This window comes from Streptomyces sp. (genome assembly GCF_031178505.1).
GTDB lineage: Bacteria > Actinomycetota > Actinomycetes > Streptomycetales > Streptomycetaceae > Streptomyces > Streptomyces gulbargensis.
The window spans coordinates 1-18,899 of the sequence record NZ_JAPSIW010000044.1; the positions used below are offsets into that span (position 1 = coordinate 1).

At 74.9% G+C, this 18,899-nt stretch carries 17 protein-coding genes and 1 pseudogene; 12 read left to right on the forward strand and 6 right to left on the reverse strand.

Going from position 1 to position 18,899, the window contains the following annotated elements; genetic code table 11:
* Positions 1 to 1,222, reverse strand: a 1,222-nt coding sequence (locus RIF68_RS06150; RefSeq protein ID WP_309050109.1) for a phosphatidylglycerol lysyltransferase domain-containing protein, incomplete at its 3' end; no start/stop codon positions are given.
* A 198-nt stretch (positions 1,223 to 1,420) separates the two neighbouring features.
* Here RIF68_RS06150 and RIF68_RS06155 point away from each other — a divergent pair.
* Positions 1,421 to 2,530, forward strand: coding sequence for an alpha/beta hydrolase-fold protein (locus RIF68_RS06155; RefSeq protein WP_309050110.1), 1,110 nt, complete (start codon positions 1,421 to 1,423; stop codon positions 2,528 to 2,530).
* On the opposite strand, the gene RIF68_RS06160 is transcribed toward RIF68_RS06155, so the two are convergent.
* Entirely contained in the window at positions 2,527 to 3,522 is a 996-nt protein-coding gene (locus RIF68_RS06160) for an ATP-binding cassette domain-containing protein (RefSeq protein ID WP_309050111.1), read from the reverse strand. The genes RIF68_RS06155 and RIF68_RS06160 overlap by 4 nt on opposite strands.
* Before the next feature lie 143 nt (positions 3,523 to 3,665).
* On the opposite strand from RIF68_RS06160, the gene RIF68_RS06165 reads away from it, so the two are divergent.
* The 4 genes from RIF68_RS06165 (at position 3,666) to RIF68_RS06180 (ending at position 7,283) form a co-directional block, all read left to right on the forward strand.
* Entirely contained in the window at positions 3,666 to 4,352 is a 687-nt protein-coding gene (locus RIF68_RS06165; RefSeq protein WP_309050112.1) for an ABC transporter permease, read from the forward strand.
* 1 nt (position 4,353) lies between these two features.
* Positions 4,354 to 5,115, forward strand: coding sequence for an ABC transporter permease (locus tag RIF68_RS06170; RefSeq protein ID WP_309050113.1), 762 nt, complete (start codon positions 4,354 to 4,356; stop codon positions 5,113 to 5,115).
* Entirely contained in the window at positions 5,108 to 6,106 is a 999-nt protein-coding gene (locus RIF68_RS06175; RefSeq protein ID WP_309050114.1) for an ABC transporter substrate-binding protein, read from the forward strand. The genes RIF68_RS06170 and RIF68_RS06175 overlap by 8 nt, the downstream gene beginning before the upstream one ends.
* Before the next feature lie 130 nt (positions 6,107 to 6,236).
* Positions 6,237 to 7,283, forward strand: coding sequence for a hypothetical protein (locus tag RIF68_RS06180; RefSeq protein ID WP_309050115.1), 1,047 nt, complete (start codon positions 6,237 to 6,239; stop codon positions 7,281 to 7,283).
* 75 nt (positions 7,284 to 7,358) lie between these two features.
* On the opposite strand, the gene RIF68_RS06185 is transcribed toward RIF68_RS06180, so the two are convergent.
* Positions 7,359 to 8,501 carry an NADH-quinone oxidoreductase subunit D gene (locus RIF68_RS06185; RefSeq protein WP_309050116.1) on the reverse strand — a complete coding sequence of 381 codons (1,143 nt, stop codon included), beginning with the start codon at positions 8,499 to 8,501 and terminating at the stop codon, positions 7,359 to 7,361.
* Positions 8,502 to 8,698: 197 nt separating this feature from the next.
* Positions 8,699 to 9,748, reverse strand: coding sequence for an SAM-dependent methyltransferase (locus RIF68_RS06190; RefSeq protein WP_309050117.1), 1,050 nt, complete (start codon positions 9,746 to 9,748; stop codon positions 8,699 to 8,701).
* Positions 9,749 to 9,844: 96 nt separating this feature from the next.
* On the opposite strand from RIF68_RS06190, the gene RIF68_RS06195 reads away from it, so the two are divergent.
* Positions 9,845 to 11,047 (forward strand): sensor histidine kinase, encoded by a 1,203-nt coding sequence (locus RIF68_RS06195; RefSeq protein WP_309050118.1) that lies wholly within the window; start codon positions 9,845 to 9,847, stop codon positions 11,045 to 11,047.
* 36 nt (positions 11,048 to 11,083) lie between these two features.
* Positions 11,084 to 11,758 (forward strand): response regulator transcription factor, encoded by a 675-nt coding sequence (locus RIF68_RS06200; protein WP_309050119.1) that lies wholly within the window; start codon positions 11,084 to 11,086, stop codon positions 11,756 to 11,758.
* A 20-nt stretch (positions 11,759 to 11,778) separates the two neighbouring features.
* Here the strand turns inward: RIF68_RS06200 and RIF68_RS06205 are convergent, their stop codons facing one another.
* The gene (locus RIF68_RS06205) at positions 11,779 to 12,867 is read right to left on the reverse strand and encodes a DUF5937 family protein (RefSeq protein ID WP_309050120.1); all 1,089 of its coding nucleotides are present in this window, start codon (positions 12,865 to 12,867) and stop codon (positions 11,779 to 11,781) included.
* A 100-nt stretch (positions 12,868 to 12,967) separates the two neighbouring features.
* Between RIF68_RS06205 and RIF68_RS06210 the strand changes: the two genes are divergently transcribed.
* Complete coding sequence (locus RIF68_RS06210; RefSeq protein WP_309050121.1) at positions 12,968 to 13,186, forward strand: hypothetical protein; 219 nt, start codon at positions 12,968 to 12,970, stop codon at positions 13,184 to 13,186.
* A gap of 101 nt (positions 13,187 to 13,287) precedes the next feature.
* On the opposite strand, the gene RIF68_RS06215 is transcribed toward RIF68_RS06210, so the two are convergent.
* Positions 13,288 to 14,547 (reverse strand): beta-eliminating lyase-related protein, encoded by a 1,260-nt coding sequence (locus RIF68_RS06215; RefSeq protein ID WP_309050122.1) that lies wholly within the window; start codon positions 14,545 to 14,547, stop codon positions 13,288 to 13,290.
* Positions 14,548 to 14,693: 146 nt separating this feature from the next.
* Between RIF68_RS06215 and RIF68_RS06220 the strand changes: the two genes are divergently transcribed.
* The 4 genes and pseudogenes from RIF68_RS06220 to RIF68_RS06235 all read left to right on the forward strand — a co-directional run.
* Positions 14,694 to 15,791, forward strand: a complete 1,098-nt coding sequence (locus RIF68_RS06220; RefSeq protein WP_309050123.1) for a DUF2520 domain-containing protein — start codon at positions 14,694 to 14,696, stop codon at positions 15,789 to 15,791.
* Positions 15,788 to 16,879 (forward strand): pantoate--beta-alanine ligase, encoded by a 1,092-nt coding sequence (gene panC, locus RIF68_RS06225; RefSeq protein WP_309050124.1) that lies wholly within the window; start codon positions 15,788 to 15,790, stop codon positions 16,877 to 16,879. The genes RIF68_RS06220 and panC overlap by 4 nt, the downstream gene beginning before the upstream one ends.
* A complete protein-coding gene (locus RIF68_RS06230; RefSeq protein ID WP_309050125.1) occupies positions 16,876 to 18,570 on the forward strand; it encodes an L-aspartate oxidase in 1,695 nt (564 codons plus the stop codon). The genes panC and RIF68_RS06230 overlap by 4 nt, the downstream gene beginning before the upstream one ends.
* A pseudogene (locus RIF68_RS06235) lies at positions 18,571 to 18,899 on the forward strand (nicotinate-nucleotide diphosphorylase (carboxylating)); the annotation flags it as partial. It lies immediately after the preceding gene.

Consider the following 18,899-nt stretch of genomic DNA (forward strand, 5'->3'; position numbering starts at 1 on the left):
TGCCGCGCCAGTCGGCGGCGGCGGCGCGGATCCGTTCGAGTTCGGCGTCGGTGAGGTCACGGACGCGGCGGACCTGGGTGGTGTAGCCGTTGCGCTCGATGCGCTTGACCATCTGGCGGACGTTGCGCATGGCTCGTCCGGAGAGGGAGAAATCCGCGACGTCCACCACCGCCTCGTCGCCGAGTTCGAGGGCGTCCAGGCCGGTCTCGCGGGTCCAGACGTGGCCGCCGGTCTCGGAGCAGCCCATGACGGCGGGGGTCCAGGAGTGGGCCCTGGCCTCGTCCATGAACCGTTCGATGGCGCCGGGCCAGGCTTCGACGTCGCCGATGGGGTCGCCGCTGGCGAGCATGACGCCGGAGACGACGCGGTAGCAGACGGCGGCCTTGCCGCTGGGGGAGAAGACGACGCCCTTGTCGCGGCGGAGGGCGAAGTGGCCGAGGGAGTCGCGTCCGCCGTGCTGGGCGAGGAGGGCGCGCAGGCGTGCCTCGTCGTCGTCGGTGAGGCGGGCCGCGGGGTGCTCGGGGCGCAGGGCGAGGTAGATGGTGGTGAGCGCGGTCAGCATGCCGAGCGCGCCGAGGGAGTAGCCGACGGTCCAGTCGACGCCGTGGGTGTAGGCGATGGGGCCTTCGACGCCGAGGAGTCCGTACAGGACGTGCTCGAGGCGGTCGGAGAGGCTCGGGTCGCCGACGACCCGGCGGGGGTGGGCGCTGACGATGACGAGGCCGAGGGCGAGGGAGCCGGCGCCCATGACGATGAAGTTGGCGAGGGCGCGCCAGCGGCTCCGGGGGTCGGGGAGGGCGGCGAATTCGCCGCGGTGGCGTACGAGGAGGGCGAGGAGCGCCAGGGAGAGGAGGGCGCCGAGGACCGAGTGGCGCCAGACGAACTGGGCGGCGGCCCCGAGGGGGAGGAGGACGACGGCGGCGCGCCAGGCGCGGCGCTTGTGGCGCTTGAGCCCGTGGGCGAGGAGCAGCAGGAGGACGCCGGCGCTCAGGGAGAGGGCGGCGGAGAGGGGGCCGAGGGTGCCGGGGAGGACTTCGGCGAGCGCGTGGACGCGGCTGGCGCGGAAGCGGGGGAAGACTCCGGCGGCGATGTCGATGAGGCCGATGAGGGTGCAGGCCGTGCCGACGAGGGAGGGGACCTTCTCGGGCCGGGGGCCGCGGAGAATCCGGCGTACCCGAACCGGAACCAATCGTGATTTGTCCCCATCTACCGTGACAGACATCCGCTTCCCGTGCTTCCCGTGGTCCTGCGAGGGGTTCTGGACCGGGTCGCGCTCCGCGGTGTGTACGGCGGGCCGGCCCGGTTGGTGCGCCTTCTAGGACGGCGGTGGGCGGGGGTGGGTTCACTCCCCCTCAGGAAATTCTCACGAAGTCCGGCGGACACGACGTCCGGCGCACCAGGAAGAAGGCTCGGTCGTCCCATGGGTCTCACCAGCAGCAGTGTTCTCGTGTTGGCCATGGTGGTGGCCGTGTTGTTCTTCGCGGCCACGGTCGTGTGGTGGCCGAGGCTGGGACGCCGCACCTGGCGGGCCGTGGCGGGCCGGGTGGGTCTGCTGCTGGTGACGCAGGTGGCGCTCTTCGCGGCGGTGGGTCTGGCGGCGAACCGGTCGTTCCTCTTCTACGGCTCGTGGGCGGACCTGTTCGGCCAGGAGCAGGAGATGGGTGTGGTGGTCGACCACTCGGCCGGTTCGAAGGACCTGCGCGTGGTGGGGACGCAGGCGCCGGACGTGCCGGGCGGCGGCCGTCCGGCGGTGGCGGGCCAGATCCAGAAGGTGCTGATCGCGGGGGAGCGGTCGCGGATCTCGTCGTCGGCGTACGTGTACCTGCCGCCGGAGTACTTCCAGAAGCGGTACGCGGGGCGGAAGTTCCCGGCCTCGGTGGTGCTGACCGGGTATCCCGGTACGGCGGAGAACCTGATCAAGGGACTCAAGTACCCGCGGACGGCGTACCTCCAGGCGAAGGAGGGCCGGATGCAGCCGATGGTCCTGGTGATGATGCGGCCGACGGTGGCGCCGCCGAGGGACACGGAGTGCGTGGACGTGCCGGGGGGCCCGCAGACGGAGACGTTCTTCGCGGAGGACCTGCCGAAGGCGGTGGCGGAGACGTACCGGGTGGGGACGGGGCCGCGCAGCTGGGGCGTCATGGGGAACTCGACGGGCGGGTACTGCGCCTTGAAGATCGCGCTGCACCATCCGGACCGGTACGGGGCGGGGGCGGGTTTCTCGGCGTACTACCGGGCGGCGGAGGACGTGACGACGGGGGACCTGTTCCACGGGGACGACCGGCTGCGCAAGCGGGCGGACCTGCTGTGGAGCCTGGACCACCTGCCGCAGGGGCGGTCCTCGTTCCTGGTGACGACGTCGAAGCGGGGCGAGGACAACCGGAAGGGCACGCTGGAGTTCGTGAAGAAGGTGCGGAGCCCGGCGCGGGTCTCCTCGATCACCCTGGAGAGCGGCGGCCACAACTTCAACACGTGGAACCGTGAGATCCCGCCGGGCCTGGTGTGGATGAGCGGCCGGCTGTCGGTCTAGACCGTGTCCGGCGCGGCGGCCTCCGGGGCGGGTGCGGAGGCGCGGCGCAGGGCGCGGTGGACGCCTTCGGGGGTGAGGACGCCGAGGGGCCGGCCGTCGTCGCCGGTGACGGCGAGGCGGCCGGTGTCGTGCTGGAGGAGGGCGGCGAGGGCGTCCTTGAGGGAGGTCCCCAGGGGTACGGGGGCGGGGGCGCCGGCCGGTTCCGGTGCGGGCGGCAGCGGGTCGAGGTCGGCCTCGGTGACGGGGGTGACGGCGAGTCGCTTGAGGCCGCGGTCGCTGCCCACGAAGTCGGCGACGTAGGGGGTGGCGGGGGCGCCGAGGACCGTGGCGGGGGTGTCGAACTGCTCGATGCGGCCCTGCCCGTACACGGCCATGCGGTCGCCCATGCGGACGGCCTCCTCGATGTCGTGGGTGACGAGGAGGACCGTTTTGCGGACGGTCGCCTGGAGGGCGAGGAACTCGTTCTGGAGGCGTTCGCGGACGACCGGGTCGACCGCGCCGAAGGGTTCGTCCATGAGGAGGACGGGCGGGTCGGCGGCGAGGGCGCGGGCGACACCGACGCGCTGGCGCTGTCCGCCGGAGAGCTGGGCGGGATAGCGGGAACCGTACGTGGCGGGATCGAGCCCGACGAGGTCGAGGAGTTCGGCGGCGCGGGCACGGGCGGCGGACTTCTTCCAGCCGAGGAGCGCGGGCACCGTCGCGGTGTTGTCGAGGACGGTGCGGTGGGGGAAGAGGCCGACCTGCTGGATGACGTAGCCGATCTTGCGGCGCAGCGCGACCGGGTCGACGCCGGCGACGTCCCGGCCGTCGACGAGGACGCGGCCGGAGGTGGGCTCGACGAGCCGGTTGACCATCATCATGGTGGTCGTCTTGCCGCAGCCGGACGGCCCGACGAGGGTGACGAGTTCGCCCTCGGCGACCTCGAAGGAGAGGTCGTCCACGGCCGTGGTGCCGTCGGGGTAGCGCTTGGTCACGTGCTCGAACCGGATCATGGTTCCCCATTCTGGCCCCTGGGAGCCGGGGGTGTGTGAAGGGTGTGTTGCCGGGGGGTGGCGGATTCCGGCGGTTGTCGGTGCCCCGGGTTAGGGTCGTCACACAAGCGTTCGGAAGGGCGGGCGACCCGGGGGGAGGGCGGATGAGCACGCCGAACTGTCTGGTGACGAACGACTGGATCTGCGGCGAGTACCTGCGCACGCGCGCCGGGGAGTTGACGGACGCGCTGCTCCAGCACGTGGGGATCACGGTCGTGTCGGTGCTGCTCGCGCTGGTCGTGGCGGTGCCGCTGGCGCTGCTCGTGCGGGCCAGACCCCGCTTCGCCGGCCCGGTCCTCGGGCTGACGACCCTGCTCTACACGGTGCCGTCGCTCGCGATGTTCTCGCTGCTGCTGCCGGTGTTCGGCCTGTCGGCGGCGCTCGTCGTGACGGGTCTCGTGCTGTACGCCCTGACCATCCTCGTGCGGAACGCGCTGGCCGGCCTCGCGGCGGTGCCCGCCGAGACCCGGGAGGCCGCGCGGGGCATGGGGTACGGGCCGTGGCGGCTGCTCTGGGAGGTCGAACTGCCGCTGGCGCTGCCGGTGCTGATGGCCGGGGTGCGGATGGCGACGGTCTCCACGATCGCGCTGACGACGATCGGGTCGGTGGTCGGCCGGGGCGGGCTCGGCAATCTCATCGAGGACGCCCTGCCGACCTTCTTCAAGGCGCAGGTGCTGGCCGCGTCCGTGCTGTGCGTCCTGCTCGCCGTCGTGGCCGACCTGCTGCTCCTGGGCCTTCAGCGGCTGCTCACGCCCTGGGCCCGGATACGGACCGCGCCGGGAGGTGGGTGAGGTGGGGGTCGTGACGGACGCGTGGACCTGGCTCACCACCGGCGCGCACTGGGCGGGCCCGGAGGGGATCGGGCAGCGCCTCGCCGAGCACGTGTACGTGAGCGGGCTGGCGCTGCTGATCGCCTGCGCGGTCGCCCTGCCGGTGGGGCTGGGCCTGGGGCACCTGGGGCGGGGTGGGGCGCTCGCGGTGAACGTGTCGAACGTGGGGCGGGCGGTGCCGGTCTTCGCGGTCCTCGCCCTGTTCATGGTCTCGCCGCTGCGGAACGCGGGGTACGTGCCGACCGTGGTGGCCCTCGTCCTCTTCGCGATACCCCCGCTGCTGACCAACGCGTACGTGGGGGTGCGGGAGGTGGACCGGGCGGCCGTGCGGGCGGCGCGGGGCATGGGGATGACCGGGGGGCAGGTGTTCCTGCGGGTCGAACTGCCCCTGGCACGGCCCGTGGTGATGACGGGCGTGCGGTCGGCCGCCGTGCAGGTGGTGGCCACGGCCACGGTCGCCGCGATGGTCGGGCAGGGCGGTCTGGGCCGGGTCATCACGGCCGGCTTCGCCCTGTACGACACCGCGCAGGTCGTCGCCGGCGCGGTTCTCGTGGCGGCGCTCGCCCTCGTGGTCGAGGGCGTCCTCGCGGGCGCCGACCGGCTCCTGGGGGCGGGCCGCCCCCGGACGGGCGCGGCGGACGGGCGCGGCGCGCGGGCACGGCGGACGCACACAGCCGGACCGGCGGAGAGACCGGCGGCCGGACCGACGAAGTGGGATGGGTGATTCGGTGAACGGGTTCTCGCGGAGTACGCGTGCGGTGGTGGGGGCGGCGGCACTGGCCGTGGCGCTCACGGCCTGCGGCGGGGAAAGCCTGGAGCAGGGCAAGGGCGGTACGGCCGGCGGGTCGGGCGGTTCCGGTGGCGGGGGCAAGGGCTCGCTGGTGGTGGGCGCCGCGGCGTTCACCGAGTCGAAGGTGCTGGCCGAGCTGTACGCCCAGGTGCTGCGGGACGCCGGATACACGGTCTCGGTCACGACGGTGAAGAACCGGGAACTGTACGAACCGTCCCTGGAGAACGGCCAGATCGACGTCGTGCCGGAATACGCGGCGACCCTCGCGGAATTCCTCAACGCGAAGGTGAACGGCCCGAAGGCGCCCGAGGAGAAGCCGGTCGCGTCGGGTGACGCGAAGGCCACCGTGGAAGCGCTGCGGAAGCTCGCGGAACCGCGCGGGCTGAAGGTCCTGGAGGCCGGCGGAGCGGTCGATCAGAACGCGTTCGCCGTGTCGAAGGAATTCGCCGCGAAGAACCGCCTGAGCACGCTTTCCGATCTTGGTCGCGCGAAGCTGAAGGTCAGGATCGCGGCCGGTGACGAATGCGCGGTACGGCCCTTCTGCGCGCCCGGCCTGAAGGCCCGGTACGGAATCGACGTGGCGGGGGTCGACCCCAAGGGTGTGGGCACTCCGCAGGCCAAGCAGGCCGTCAGGGACGGGGTGGACCAGCTGGTTCTGACGACCACCACGGACGCCACGCTCGACAGCTTCGGCCTCGTCCTCCTCGCCGACGACAAGAAGTTGCAGAACGCCGACAATGTGCTGCCGGTGGTGAACGCGAAGGACGCCGGAGCGCCGGAGATAGCCACCGCTCTGAACAAGATCACCAAGGTGCTCGGTACGGCGGATCTCGCCGAACTCAACCGGAAGGTGGACGCCGAGCGCGCGAAGCCGGAGGACGCGGCGAAGGCCTATCTGCAGTCGAAGGGGCTGCTCAGCAAGTAGAGGACGGGGAAGGGAAGTCGGCCCCAAGCGGAACCGGAAGGGTGGGATCCCACTTCTTCCGGTGAGAAGTGGACAGGAGTTTGCCGGGCCGACCCCCCACATGGCGCCTACGCACGGTAAATTTCAGGCCATGCCACGTGGACGCCACCGCCATTCCCCGCCTCTGCACAAGCTGCTGCCGCCCTCCGCGGTCGCCGGCGCCGCGGTCGTGTGCGCCGCGGCGGCCTGGCTCCCCGGCGACCTCGTGGTCGTCCGGCTGCTCGCCGCCGCGGCGGCCGGAGCCGCCGTCACCGGAGCCGTGCTCATGCGCAGTTGGGACCGGAGCGCCGGCCGCCAGGTCGCCGAGCTCAACCGGGCCCGCACCGCCGACCAGTGGAAGGCCGACGAGCGGACCGCGGAGCTGGAGGCCGACCTGGAGGAGTCGCGCGCCCTGCGGGCCCGGCTGGACGCCAAGCTGCGCGCCAAGCGGGTCGAACTCGCCGCCCTCCGCGGCGAGCACGCCGACCTGCTGCGCCGCTACGCCACCGCCGAGACCGAGCGGGCCAGCGCCCTGGAGGGACGCCGCGTCCTCGCCCTGGAGGCCACCGCCGCCACGGCCGGGGACGCCAGGGCGCTCCCGGCCGCCGGGTCGACGCCCACCCCGGAGGCGTACCGCCGCGCCGCCGTGGCCCTGCGCGACCTGCCGCGCAACGCCGCCGCCCAGCGTGCCCGCCGCACCGCAGGGCGGACGGCCGACGCGGCGGAGGAGGACGCGGAGGGGAAGCACCCGGCGGCCGGCGGGACCGAGCAGCACACCCGCAGCGAGGCTCCCGCCCTGACCGCCGCCCCGGCCGCGGGCATCACCGGGACGGCGGGCCCCGCCGGCAGCGGGACCGCGCCCACCGCGCCGCCCGTTCCGGTCGCCGCCGCCGTCGTCCCGTACACCGCCCGTCGGCCCGCCCCGCGTCCCGAGGGGGGCTTCGACTTCTTCGGTACGCAGAAGGCCGCCGCCGCCATCGAGGCGGTGCAGAACACGGACCTCGCCGACGTCGTCGGCGACGAGGTCCTCCAGGCCGCCCGCGTCACGCCCCTCACCCCGGCCCCGCCGCGGACCGCCGGCCAGGTCATCGACCTCACCGCGCACGACGAGACCGAGCAGCTCGACGTGGTTGAGCTGCGCGGAGCCGTCAACTCCTGACGCCGCGACGACGACGGAGGCGCCCGCCTGCCCGGCGGGCGCCTCCGTCGTTCCCGGGGTCCTACCGGGGGCCGGTCACTTGTCGATGTCGCCGACCACGAAGAACAGTGAGCCCAGGATCGCCACCATGTCGGCCACCAGCGTCCCCGGCAGCAGCTCCGCGAGCGCCTGGATGTTGTTGTACGAGGCCGACCGCAGCTTCAGCCGGTACGGGGTCTTCTCGCCCTTCGACACCAGGTAGTAGCCGTTGATGCCGAGCGGGTTCTCGGTCCAGGCGTACGTGTGCCCCTCCGGCGCCTTCAGGACCTTCGGCAGCCGCTGGTTGACCGGCCCCGGCGGAAGCTCGGCCATCCGGTCCAGACAGGCGTCCGCCAGGTCCAGCGCGTTGTGCGTCTGGTCGAGCAGGCACTCGAACCGGGCCAGGCAGTCGCCGTCCTGCCGCACCGCCACCCGCAGGGTGTCCCGCAGCTCCCCGTACGCGAGGTACGGCTCGTCGCGCCGCAGGTCGAAGTCCACGCCCGAGGCACGGGCGACCGGCCCCGACACCCCGTAGGCGTGGACGGTCTCCGGGCTCAGCACACCCACCCCGCGCGTCCGGCCCCGGAAGATCTCGTTGCCGAGGACGAGCCGGTCGTACACGTCCATCCGCGAGCGCACGTCCGCGACGGCCTGCCGCGCCCGCCCGAGCCACCCGGCGGGCAGGTCCTCCTTCAGACCGCCGACCCGGTTGAACATGTAGTGGATCCGGCCGCCCGAGACCTCCTCCATCACCGCCTGAAGCTCCTCGCGCTCCCGGAACGCGTGGAAGACCGGCGTGATCCCGCCCAGCTCCAGCGGGTACGAGCCGAGGAACATGAGGTGGTTGAGTACGCGGTTCAGCTCGGCGAGGAGCGTGCGGGTCCACACCGCCCGCTCCGGGACCTCCATGCCCAGCATCCGCTCGACCGCCATGACGACGCCGAGCTCGTTGGAGAAGGCGGAAAGCCAGTCGTGGCGGTTGGCCAGCATGATGATCTGCCGGTAGTCCCGCGCCTCGAACAGCTTCTCCGCCCCCCGGTGCATGTAGCCGACCACCGGCTCGGCCTCCCGGACGACCTCGCCGTCGAGCACGAGCCGGAGCCGGAGGACACCGTGGGTCGAGGGGTGCTGCGGCCCGATGTTCAGCACCATGTCGGTGCTCTCCGCCGCGCCGCCGATTCCGACCGTCGTCTCCGTCATGCGGCCAGTATCCCCTGCCGCCCCACGCCTCCCCGGCGCCCCCGGGGCCCCTGGCACGGCCCGGCCGGGCCCCTCACCGCCGCACGGCCCGGGACCCGGGCGCCCCCGGCGCACCCGCCCCCTGCCCGCCGCCCGGTACCCCCGGTGCCGCCGGCACCCGCCGGTTCAGCCCTCCCGCGTCCTCGGCATCCGCCGGTTCACCCCTCCCGCGCCGCCGGCACCCGCTGGATCAGCCAGAGGAAGTCACCGAGCCCGCCGGGCGCGGTCAGTTCGGCCGCCTCGCCCGCCGCGGCCAGCGCCCGCACGTATCCCGCCGGATCCGACGACGCCAGGGTCAGCGGCGGCCGCGCGCCGAAGACCCCGAGCCGCCGCAGCGCCTCCCGCTGCGTCACCAGCTCCGGCTCCGGCAGACGGGCCCCGCCGGCGTCCGAGCCGTCCCCGCCCGGCCCCTCCGGGGCACCCGCCCCCGGCGCCGCCCCGCACGCGTCCAGGGCCACGTGCGCCGTCAGATCGCAGCTCCCGTCCGGCACGGGCGGAACCTCGCGGCCCTCCCGGAAGCCGGTCAGCGTGCCGAAGGGCGGCCGGGAGGCGCGTACGTGCGCGTAGTCCACGGCCACCGCCCGGCCCGCCGCCAGGCACGCCACCGCCTCCGCCCAGGCCCGGTCCCGGGGCCGTCCGATCTCCGCGCGCGCCCCCGGCTCCCGCAGCGGCCACCAGCGGGCCAGCCACTCCGCGTCCGGCCCCGTGACCGGCGCGCCCGGCCGCTCCGTACCGTCCGGCGCCACCTCCACGTACCGCGCCACGCCCGCCGCGTCCGTCTCGGCCACGTCCACCGGCACGTTGTCGAGCCACTCGTTCGCGAACAGCAGCCCCCGCACCCCGCGCGGCACCCGGTCCGTCCAGACGATCCGCGGATCGAGGCCCGCGGGCCGGGCCGCCCGCTCGACCGCGTACGCCCGCACCCTGAGCCCCGCCCCGGCCGCCGCCGCGAGCACCCCCGTCACCAGCTCGCCCCGCCCGGCGCCCACGTCCACGAACGCGGGCTCGTCGGTGCCCAGCTCCGCCGCCACCTCGCCGAGCAGCCGCGCCACGGCCGCGGCGTACAGCGGGGAGGCGTGCACGGAGGTGCGGAAGTGCGCCGCGGGCCCCTCGGGGCGCAGATAGAAGCCGCCGGGGCCGTACAGCGCCCGCTCCGCGGCCTCGCGCCAGCCCGCCCATTCCCGCCGTCGACACGTCTCATCCGTCACGGACCCAGTCTCCACCTCGGGGAGTACGGGCTCCGCGCCCAGGATCGGCCCCACGGTTGATCCCCCCACCCGTCCCTCTTCCCTACTCTGGGTGACGTGCAGCGCCTCTACGACTTCCTCCGCAGACACCCGACGGGCGTCGACACCTTCTGGGCCGTCGTCCTGTTCGGGCTGTCGCTGCTGTGGGTGGGTTCGACCTATCCGTCGGTCGACCCGCCCGCCGCCTACGGGGTGGTCGCCGCGCTGTTCTCGCTGGTCGTCGCCCTGCGGCGGCGGGCGCCCGAGAAGATGCTGGTGCTCGCGGTCGTCCTGGGGGTCGCCCAGCTCGCCTTCGGCATCGTGCCGTTCATGGCGGACTTCGCCATGCTCGTCATCATCTACACGGTCGCCGCGCACGACGGGCCCCGCTGGGCCTCCCGCCTCGCCCTCCTCGGCGGCCTCAGCGCCGCGACGCTCTCCCAGCTGCGCTGGCCCGTGGACAACCCCGCCTCGGGAGCCGCGCAGGTCTTCTTCACGGTCATCATGACCGTGCCCTTCGCGCTCGCCTGGGTCCTCGGCGACTCCCTGCGCACCCGCCGCGCCTACTTCGCGCAGCTGGAGGAACGGGCCTTCCGCCTGGAGCAGGAACGCGAGGCCCAGGCCAAGGTCGCCGTCGCCGCCGAACGCGCCCGCATCGCCCGTGAGCTCCACGACGTCGTCGCCCACAACGTCTCCGTGATGGTGGTCCAGGCCGACGGCGCCGCCTACGTGATGGACTCCTCCCCGGAGACCGCCAAGCAGGCCCTGGAGACCATCTCCACCACCGGCCGGCAGGCGCTGGCCGAGATGCGCCGGCTGCTCGGCATCCTGCGCACCGGCGAGCACCAGGAGGCCGGGGAGTACGTGCCGCAGCCGGACGTGCGGCAGATCGAGGACCTGGTGGAGCAGGTCAGGGGCGCCGGGCTCACCGTCGACTTCACCGTCGAGGGCACCCCGCGCCCGCTGCCCAGCGGCGTCGAGCTGACCGCGTACCGGATCGTCCAGGAAGCCCTCACCAACACCCGCAAGCACGGCGGGCCCGACGCCGGAGCCAGCGTCCGCCTCGTCTACTTCGACGACGGCCTCGGCCTGCTCGTCGAGGACGACGGGCGGGGAGCACCGCAGGAGATGTACGAGGACGGGGGCGCCGACGGGCGCGGCCACGGCCTCATCGGCATGCGGGAGCGCGTCGGCATGGTCGGCGGCACCCTGGACGCGGGGCCGCGCCCCGGCGGCGGCTTCCGCATCAGCGCGCTCCTGCCCCTCAAGCCCGCCACCTGACCCCGAACCCCCTCCCCTCTCCCCGAAGGAACCCGTATGTCCATCCGCGTGATGCTCGTCGACGACCAGGTGCTGCTGCGCACCGGTTTCCGCATGGTGCTCGCCGCCCAGCCGGACATGGAGGTCGTGGCGGAGGCGGGCGACGGCGTGGAGGCCCTGGAGGTGCTGCGCTCCACGGCGGTGGACGTCGTCCTGATGGACGTGCGGATGCCGAAGCTGGACGGGGTGGAGGCGACCCGGCGGATCTGCGCGCAGCAGAATCCGCCGAAGGTGCTCATCCTGACCACGTTCGACCTGGACGAGTACGCGTTCTCCGGCCTGAAGGCGGGGGCCAGCGGGTTCATGCTGAAGGACGTGCCGCCGGGCGAGCTGCTCGGCGCGATCCGGTCCGTGCACAGCGGGGACGCGGTCGTGGCGCCCTCGACCACCCGCCGTCTCCTGGACCGGTTCTCGCCGATGCTGCCGTCCTCGGGCCGCGAGCCGCGGCACAAGGAGCTGGAACGGCTCACCGACCGGGAGCGCGAGGTCATGCTGCTGGTCGCCCAGGGCCTGTCGAACGGTGAGATCGCCGCCCGTCTCGTCCTCTCCGAGGCGACGGTCAAGACGCACGTCGGACGGATCCTGACCAAGCTGGGCCTGCGCGACCGCGTGCAGGTCGTCGTCCTGGCGTACGAGACGGGCCTGGTCCGGGCGGGCGGCGGCGCCGCGTAGGGGCCGCCCGCCCCCGGGGGTCAGCGCAGCACGCTCTCCAGGAAGTCGCTCCCGAGGCGGGCGACGACCGACACGTCGAGCTGGTGCAGGACGTACCGGCCGCGCCGCTGCGTGGTGAGCAGACCGGCCTTCTTCATGACCGCGAGGTGACGGGAGACCTCCGGGGCGGAGATGTTGTACGCGTCGGCCAGTTCGCTCGTCGTGTTCGCGCCCCGCGCGAGGCTCCGGCAGAGCCGCATCCGCATGGGGTGGGCGAGGGCCTCCAGCCGCCGGGCGACCGCTTCGACGGAGGCCGCGCCGCCGAGGTCCCGGTCGGCGACCGGGTACTGGACGACGGGCTGCCAGCCCGGCGCGTGCAGGGCGAACAGGTGCGGCCAGCCGAACGCGGTCGGCAGAAACGTCACGGCGGAGCCCTGGGCGCTGGTGCGGCCCTGGACCAGCTTGTCGACGACGATCCGCCGCCCGTGCTCGTCCTCCTCCAGTGTCATCGCGCCGGAGGCGGCGGCCACGGCCTCGGCCAGGCCCTTGCGCCGCAGCAGCTCCGTCTTGTGACGGGCGTCGGCGGCGAGCTGGACCCGGACGCGCCGCCAGGTGTCGGCGAAGAAGGCCTCGTCGCAGTCCTCCAGGAGCCGCCGCAGCCACGCGCGCGTGCCGGTGGGATCGGCCAGCATCCGCTCCACGAAGGCGGCCTGCCGGGGGCCGCGTGCCGCGCCCAGCTCCAGGGCGCGGCGGCGCATCCGCTCGTCGACCAGCGGGGAGGGCGCGCCGTGCCGGTACCGGCTGTTGCAGGAGATCTCCAGGGCGGCGCCGACGTACTGCTCGTCGTCCACGCGGTCGAGGTCGTCCAGCTCCTCGGCGAGGGTCTCCCGGGGGAGCGGTGGCAGCAGCAGGTCGGAGCGGGTGGTGTGCCACATGAAGTCGGCCTCGTGCAGCCGGTCCGCGAGCTCCGGCTTCAGCGCGGCCGCCGTGGTCGTGGTCCAGGCGTGCAGCCGGGGGTGGTGCGCCGGCTCGGCCAGCGCGTGCAGGGCGGCGCCCAGTTCGGCCAGCGGCGAGGGGCAGAAGGTGATCCGCTCGTGCGGCAGTCCGGTGATGTCGATGGTCACGCTCACCGGACCATGGTGGGGGCTGGGGCGGGGGCCGTGTCCCGCCGTTTGACGAGGGCCGTCAATCGGCGGGCCGGGGGCGCGGGGCGGCGCGCACGGTGAGGTCATGAACGCGCTGCACCAGTACCTCTTCGACACCTACCGCGCCGCCCGCCTCGGTGAGCCGGTGCCGCCCGCCCCCGGCACGTACGACGTGGCCCTGTTCCGGGCCGCCGTGGACCGCCGCCGTTTCGAACGGGTAGTGGCCGGCCGCCCGGCCCGGGGCCGCCTCCGGCGACGCGTGGCGGCGGCCCTGCGCCGCCGGGACGGCTCGGGCGCCCGCTGACGGCCGGGCGGCCGGTGGGTGCTCCGGGGGGCCCGCCGACGGCCGGGCGCTTCCCGCACCCGCCGCCGCTCCCGGTTCCCCCGGACCCGTCCGTCGCCGGCTCAGGCCCGGACGCGCGTCAGGAAGTCCCGTACCGCCACCCGGACGTCCTGGGCCGTCCACTCCAGGCCCGGGCCCGCCACCGTCAGTTCCGTGAGGGCGACGCCGGGCGGCCCGCCGGCGCCGGGGGTGAACCAGCGGCGGAACAGGGCCGTGCCCGTGGCCTCGGTCTGGGCGAGGGAGGCCGCCGTGAGGACGTCCGGGTCGTACGGCAGCCACACCTGGAACTGGTGGGTGTGCGGCTCCCGCGGGTGCACCCGGAACCAGCCGGTGCCCGCCTCCGTCAGCGCCTCCCGCACCGCTTCCGCCACCACGCGCGCGTGCGCCACGTACGCGGGCAGCCGGGGCAGCTCGGTCTCCAGGCCCCGGAGCGCGGCCAGGGCGACCGGGTACTGCTGGAAGAGGAGGCCTCCGTACCGGTGCCGCCAGACCCGGGCCTCCTCCACGAGGTCCTCCGGCCCGGCGAGCGCGGCCCCGGACAGGCCGCCGAGGGACTTGTAGAACGAGACGTAGACGCTGTCGGCGAGGCCCGCGATCTCGTCGAGCCCGCGGCCCAGACGCGCGGGGCACTCCCACAGCCGGGCGCCGTCGAAGTGGACCACCGCGTCCCGTTCGCGGGCGGCCGCCACCACGTCCGTGAGCTCCTCCCAGGTGGGCAGGGCGAAGCCCGCCTCGCGCAGCGGCAGCTCCAGCATCAGCGTCCCGAAGGGCTCGGGGTGGTCCCGGACCTCCTGCGCCGTGGGCAGCCGGGGCGCGTCCGTGGGGTGGACGGTGCGGAGCCCGGCGACCGTGCCCAGGGCGTCGTCCTCGTGGACCTCGGGGTGGGCCAGCGGGTGCAGGGCCACCACGGGGCTGCCGGTCCGCCCGGCCCAGCAGCGCAGCGCCACCTGCTGCGCCATGGTCCCGGTCGGGAAGAAGACGGCGGCGGGGTGGCCGAGCGCGGTGGCCACCCGCCGTTCCAGGACCTCCACCACCCCGTCGCCGTACGTGTCGACCACGGTGCCTCCGTGGGCGGAGGCGTCCGTCCAGTCGGCGAGCTCGCGCAGACGCTCCGCCAGGGTGGCGTCGGTCGGGGCCTCCCACAGTTTGCGCCGGGCCCCGCCCCACACCTTCGCCCGGTACAGCCGGGCCGTCTCCTCGTCGAACTCCGCCAGGCCGTCCGGGTCCCCCGGGTGCCCGACGGCGACCGCGGCTCCCGAGCCCACCGCCCCGTCCCCGCTCCCCGGGCCCTCCGCGCCGTCCCCGGCCCTCGTGTCGTCCATGCCCTCTCCCCTCACGTCCATGGGCCGATCATCACACCGTCACCGGCGCCCTGTGGACAGCCACGGAGCGCTGGGAAACGCTGGCGTAGCATGACCAGAAATCGTCCGGTACCCGCCGAGGACTGGAACGGAAGGCCGTCCCCACCGTGAACGCACCAGCAGCGCCAGAGGCCCGAGTCGAGGACCGACCGGCCCGGCTCACCGTCGGAGTCGTCGGCGCGGGCCGTGTGGGCCCCGCCCTCGCCGCCTCGCTCCGGCTCGCCGGGCACCGGCCCGTCGCCGTCTCCGCGGTCTCCGACGCCTCCCGGCGGCGGGCCGCCGAGCTCCTGCCCGAGATCCCCGTCGTCGAGCCCGCCCAGGTCCTCGCCCGCGCCGACCTGGTCCTCCTGACCGTGCCGGACGACGCCCTGCCGGGCCTGGTCGAGGGCCTCGCCGAGACCGGCGCCGTACGGCCCGGGCAGCTGATCGTGCACACCTCCGGGCGGTACGGGGTCGGGGTCCTGGACCCGGCGCGCCGGGCGGGCGCCCTGCCGCTGGCCCTGCACCCCGCCATGACCTTCACCGGCACGGCGGTGGACGTGCAGCGGCTCGCCGGCTGCTCCTTCGGGGTGACCGCGCCCGAGGAGCTGCGGCTGGCCGCCGAGGCGCTGGTGATCGAGATGGGCGGCGAGCCCGAGTGGATCGCCGAGCAGGCCCGCCCGCTCTACCACGCGGCCCTCGCGCTCGGCGCGAACCACCTGGTCACCCTGGTGGCCCAGTCGATGGAGCTGCTGCGCAAGGCGGGTGTCGCCGCGCCCGACCGGATGCTCGGACCCCTCCTCGGTGCCGCCCTGGACAACGCGCTGCGGTCCGGCGACGCCGCCCTCACCGGTCCGGTGGCCCGCGGGGACGCCGGCACGGTCGCCGCCCATGTGGCCGAGCTGCGCAAGCACGCCCCGGGCACCGTCGCCGGTTATCTGGCGATGGCCCGGACGACCGCCGACCGGGCCCTCGCCCACGGCCTGCTCAAGCCGGAACTGGCCGAGGACCTCCTGGGCGTCCTCGCCGAACCGTCCCCCGCCGCGCCCCGGCCCGGCGCCGCGGCCGCCCCCGGCGACCCCGGCACGCCCCGGACCTCCGAGGCACCCGGCCCGGAGGCCGGCCCCGACCCCGAGAGCCCCGCCCCCGACGGCGAGCCCCACCCCGACCGCCCCGGCCCCGACGGCGGACCCGGCGGCGACGGGCCGCGAGGAGACGACCGATGAACCTGTTCGCCCGCGACCGCTCCGCGGACGCCCGGCCCGTCCGCCACGAGCCGGCCGAGCTGGTCCCCACGGTCGAGGAGCTGAAGGACGCCGCCGCGCGCTGGGCGACCCCCGGCCGCACGGCCGTCGTCATGACCATGGGCGCCCTGCACGAGGGCCACGCCACCCTGATCCGCACCGCCCGCGAGCGCGTCGGCGACAAGGGCTTCGTCGTGGTCACCGTCTTCGTCAACCCGCTCCAGTTCGGCGCCGGCGAGGACCTCGACCGGTACCCCCGCACGCTCGACGCCGATCTGGAGATCGCCTTCGACGCCGGCGCCGGTGTCGTCTTCGCGCCGTCCGTGGACGAGGTCTACCCGGGCGGCGAGCCCCAGGTCCGGATCACCGCCGGACCGATGGGCGAGCGCCTCGAGGGCGCCTCCCGGCCCGGCCACTTCGACGGGATGCTCACCGTCGTCGCCAAACTGCTCCACCTCACCTCGCCCGACCTGGCCCTCTTCGGGCAGAAGGACGCCCAGCAGCTGGCGCTGATCCGCCGGATGGTCCGCGACCTGAACTTCCCGGTCGAGATCGTCGGCGTGCCGACGGTCCGGGAGGCCGACGGCCTCGCCCTGTCCAGCCGCAACCGTTACCTGTCGGCCGGGGAGCGCCGTACCGCGCTCGCCCTGTCCCGCGCCCTGTTCGCCGCGCGGGACCGGCTCGCCGCCCAGGAGGCGCTGCGCGCGCGGGCCACCTCGCTGCCCGGTGACCGGGCGCGGGCCGAGACCCGGGCCGAGGCGCTGTCCCGGCTCGGGGAGGCCCGGGCCGCCGCCGACGCGCACGCCGTCGCCCAGGCGGCCGAGGGAGGCGGGGGCGCCGACGCCGTACGGGCCGCCGCGCGGGCCGTCCTGGACGACGCCGCCCAGGCCGATCCGCCGCTCGTCCTGGACTACCTGGCCCTGGTCGACCCGGCCGACTTCACCGAGGTGCCCGGGGACCACGACGGAGAGGCGATCCTCGCGGTCGCCGCGCGCGTGGGGAGCACCCGGCTGATCGACAACATCCCGCTGACCTTCGGAGCGGTCCGGGGAAAGGACGCCGACAAGTGACCGGAATACGGCTGCACGCCCCCGCGCCGGGCTGGGCCATCGACGCCGACGTGGTGGTGGTCGGCTCCGGAGTCGCCGGCCTGACCGCCGCCCTGCGCTGCACCGCCGCCGGGCTCCGTACGGTCGTCGTCACCAAGGCCAACCTGGACGACGGCTCCACCCGCTGGGCACAGGGCGGCATCGCCGCCGCGCTGGGCGAGGGCGACACCCCCGCACAGCACCGGGACGACACCCTGGTCGCGGGCGCCGGGCTGTGCGACGAGGAGGCGGTACGGCTCCTGGTCACCGAGGGCCCCGACGCCGTGCGCCGCCTCATCGAGACCGGCGCCGACTTCGACCGGACCGCGGGCGGCGAGATCGCCCTGACCCGGGAGGGCGGCCACCACCGCCGCCGCATCGCGCACGCGGGCGGGGACGCGACCGGCGCGGAGATCTCCCGGGCCCTGGTGGAGGCGATACGCGACCGGGGCGTGCGGTTCATCGAGCACGCCCTCGTCCTGGACCTCCTCACCGACGCGGACGGCCGGACGGCCGGCGTCACCCTGCACGTGATGGGCGAGGGGCAGCACGACGGCGTCGGCGCCGTCCACGCCCCGGCCGTGGTCCTCGCCACCGGCGGCATGGGCCAGGTCTTCTCCGCCACCACCAACCCCGGTGTCTCGACCGGCGACGGCGTGGCACTGGCCCTGCGGGCGGGGGCGGAGGTCTCCGACCTCGAGTTCGTCCAGTTCCACCCGACGGTCCTCTTCCTCGGCGCCGGCTCCGAGGGCCAGCAGCCGCTGGTCTCCGAGGCGGTACGGGGGGAGGGCGCCCATCTCGTCGACGCCGACGGGGTCCGCTTCATGCTCGGGCAGCACGAGCTGGCCGAGCTGGCCCCCCGGGACATCGTCGCCAAGGCGATCACCCGCCGGATGCTGGAGCGGGGCGCCGACCACATGTACCTGGACGCGCGCCACTTCGGCGCCGCCATGTGGGCCGAGCGCTTCCCCACCATCCTGGCGGCCTGCCGGGCCCACGGCATCGACCCGGTCACCGAGCCGATCCCCGTCGCCCCGGCCGCGCACTACGCGTCCGGCGGCGTCCGCACCGACCTGTCCGGCCGGACCACCGTGCCCGGCCTGTACGCGTGCGGTGAGGTCGCCTGCACCGGCGTCCACGGCGCCAACCGGCTCGCGTCGAACTCGCTCCTGGAGGGCCTGGTCTTCGCCGAGCGGATCGCCGAGGACATCGCGGCCCGCGCCCCCCGCGCGGCCGGCGCCCCCGTGCCGCACCCGGCCCCGGTGACCCTGCCGCTGCCGGTGGCCGGCGCCCGCACCCGTATCCAGCGGGTCATGACGGCCGGCGCCGGGGTGCTGCGGTCCGCGGAGAGCCTGCGGGAGGCCGCCGAGGCGCTGGACGCGCTCCACGAGGACGCCCTCGCGGGCGGCACCGACGACTCCAAGGCGGCCGCGCCCGGCGTGGAGGCCTGGGAGACCACCAACCTGCTGTGCGTGGCCCGGGTCCTCGTCGCCGCGGCCCGGCGCCGTGAGGAGACCCGGGGCTGTCACTGGCGCGAGGACCACCCCGAGCGGGACGACGCGGCCTGGCGCCGTCATCTCGTCGTACGCCTCACGCCGGAACGGGCCCTCGACGTCCGGACGACCGGCACGCATGACTTTCCCCCCACCGCCGACGCCCCCAGGGAGCAGTAAGTGAGCACGCCCGAGGAAAGCCGTCCCGAACCCGTGGACGTCCCTCTCATCCAGATCAGCGCCCCCTCGGCCGCGACCGCCGGGGAGTCCGGCGGCTGCGGCGACGGCTGCGGCTGCGGCGGCGAGGAGGAGTTCGAGTGCGGGCTCGACCCCGACCTCGCCCAGCTGCTCGCGGACGCCGGTCTCGACCCCGTCCAGGTCGAGGACATCGCCCACCTGGCGATCGCCGAGGACCTGGACGGCGGCGTGGACGTGACCACCGTGGCGACCGTCCCCGAGGACGCCGTCGCCACCGCCGACTTCACGGCCCGCGAGGCCGGTGTCGTGGC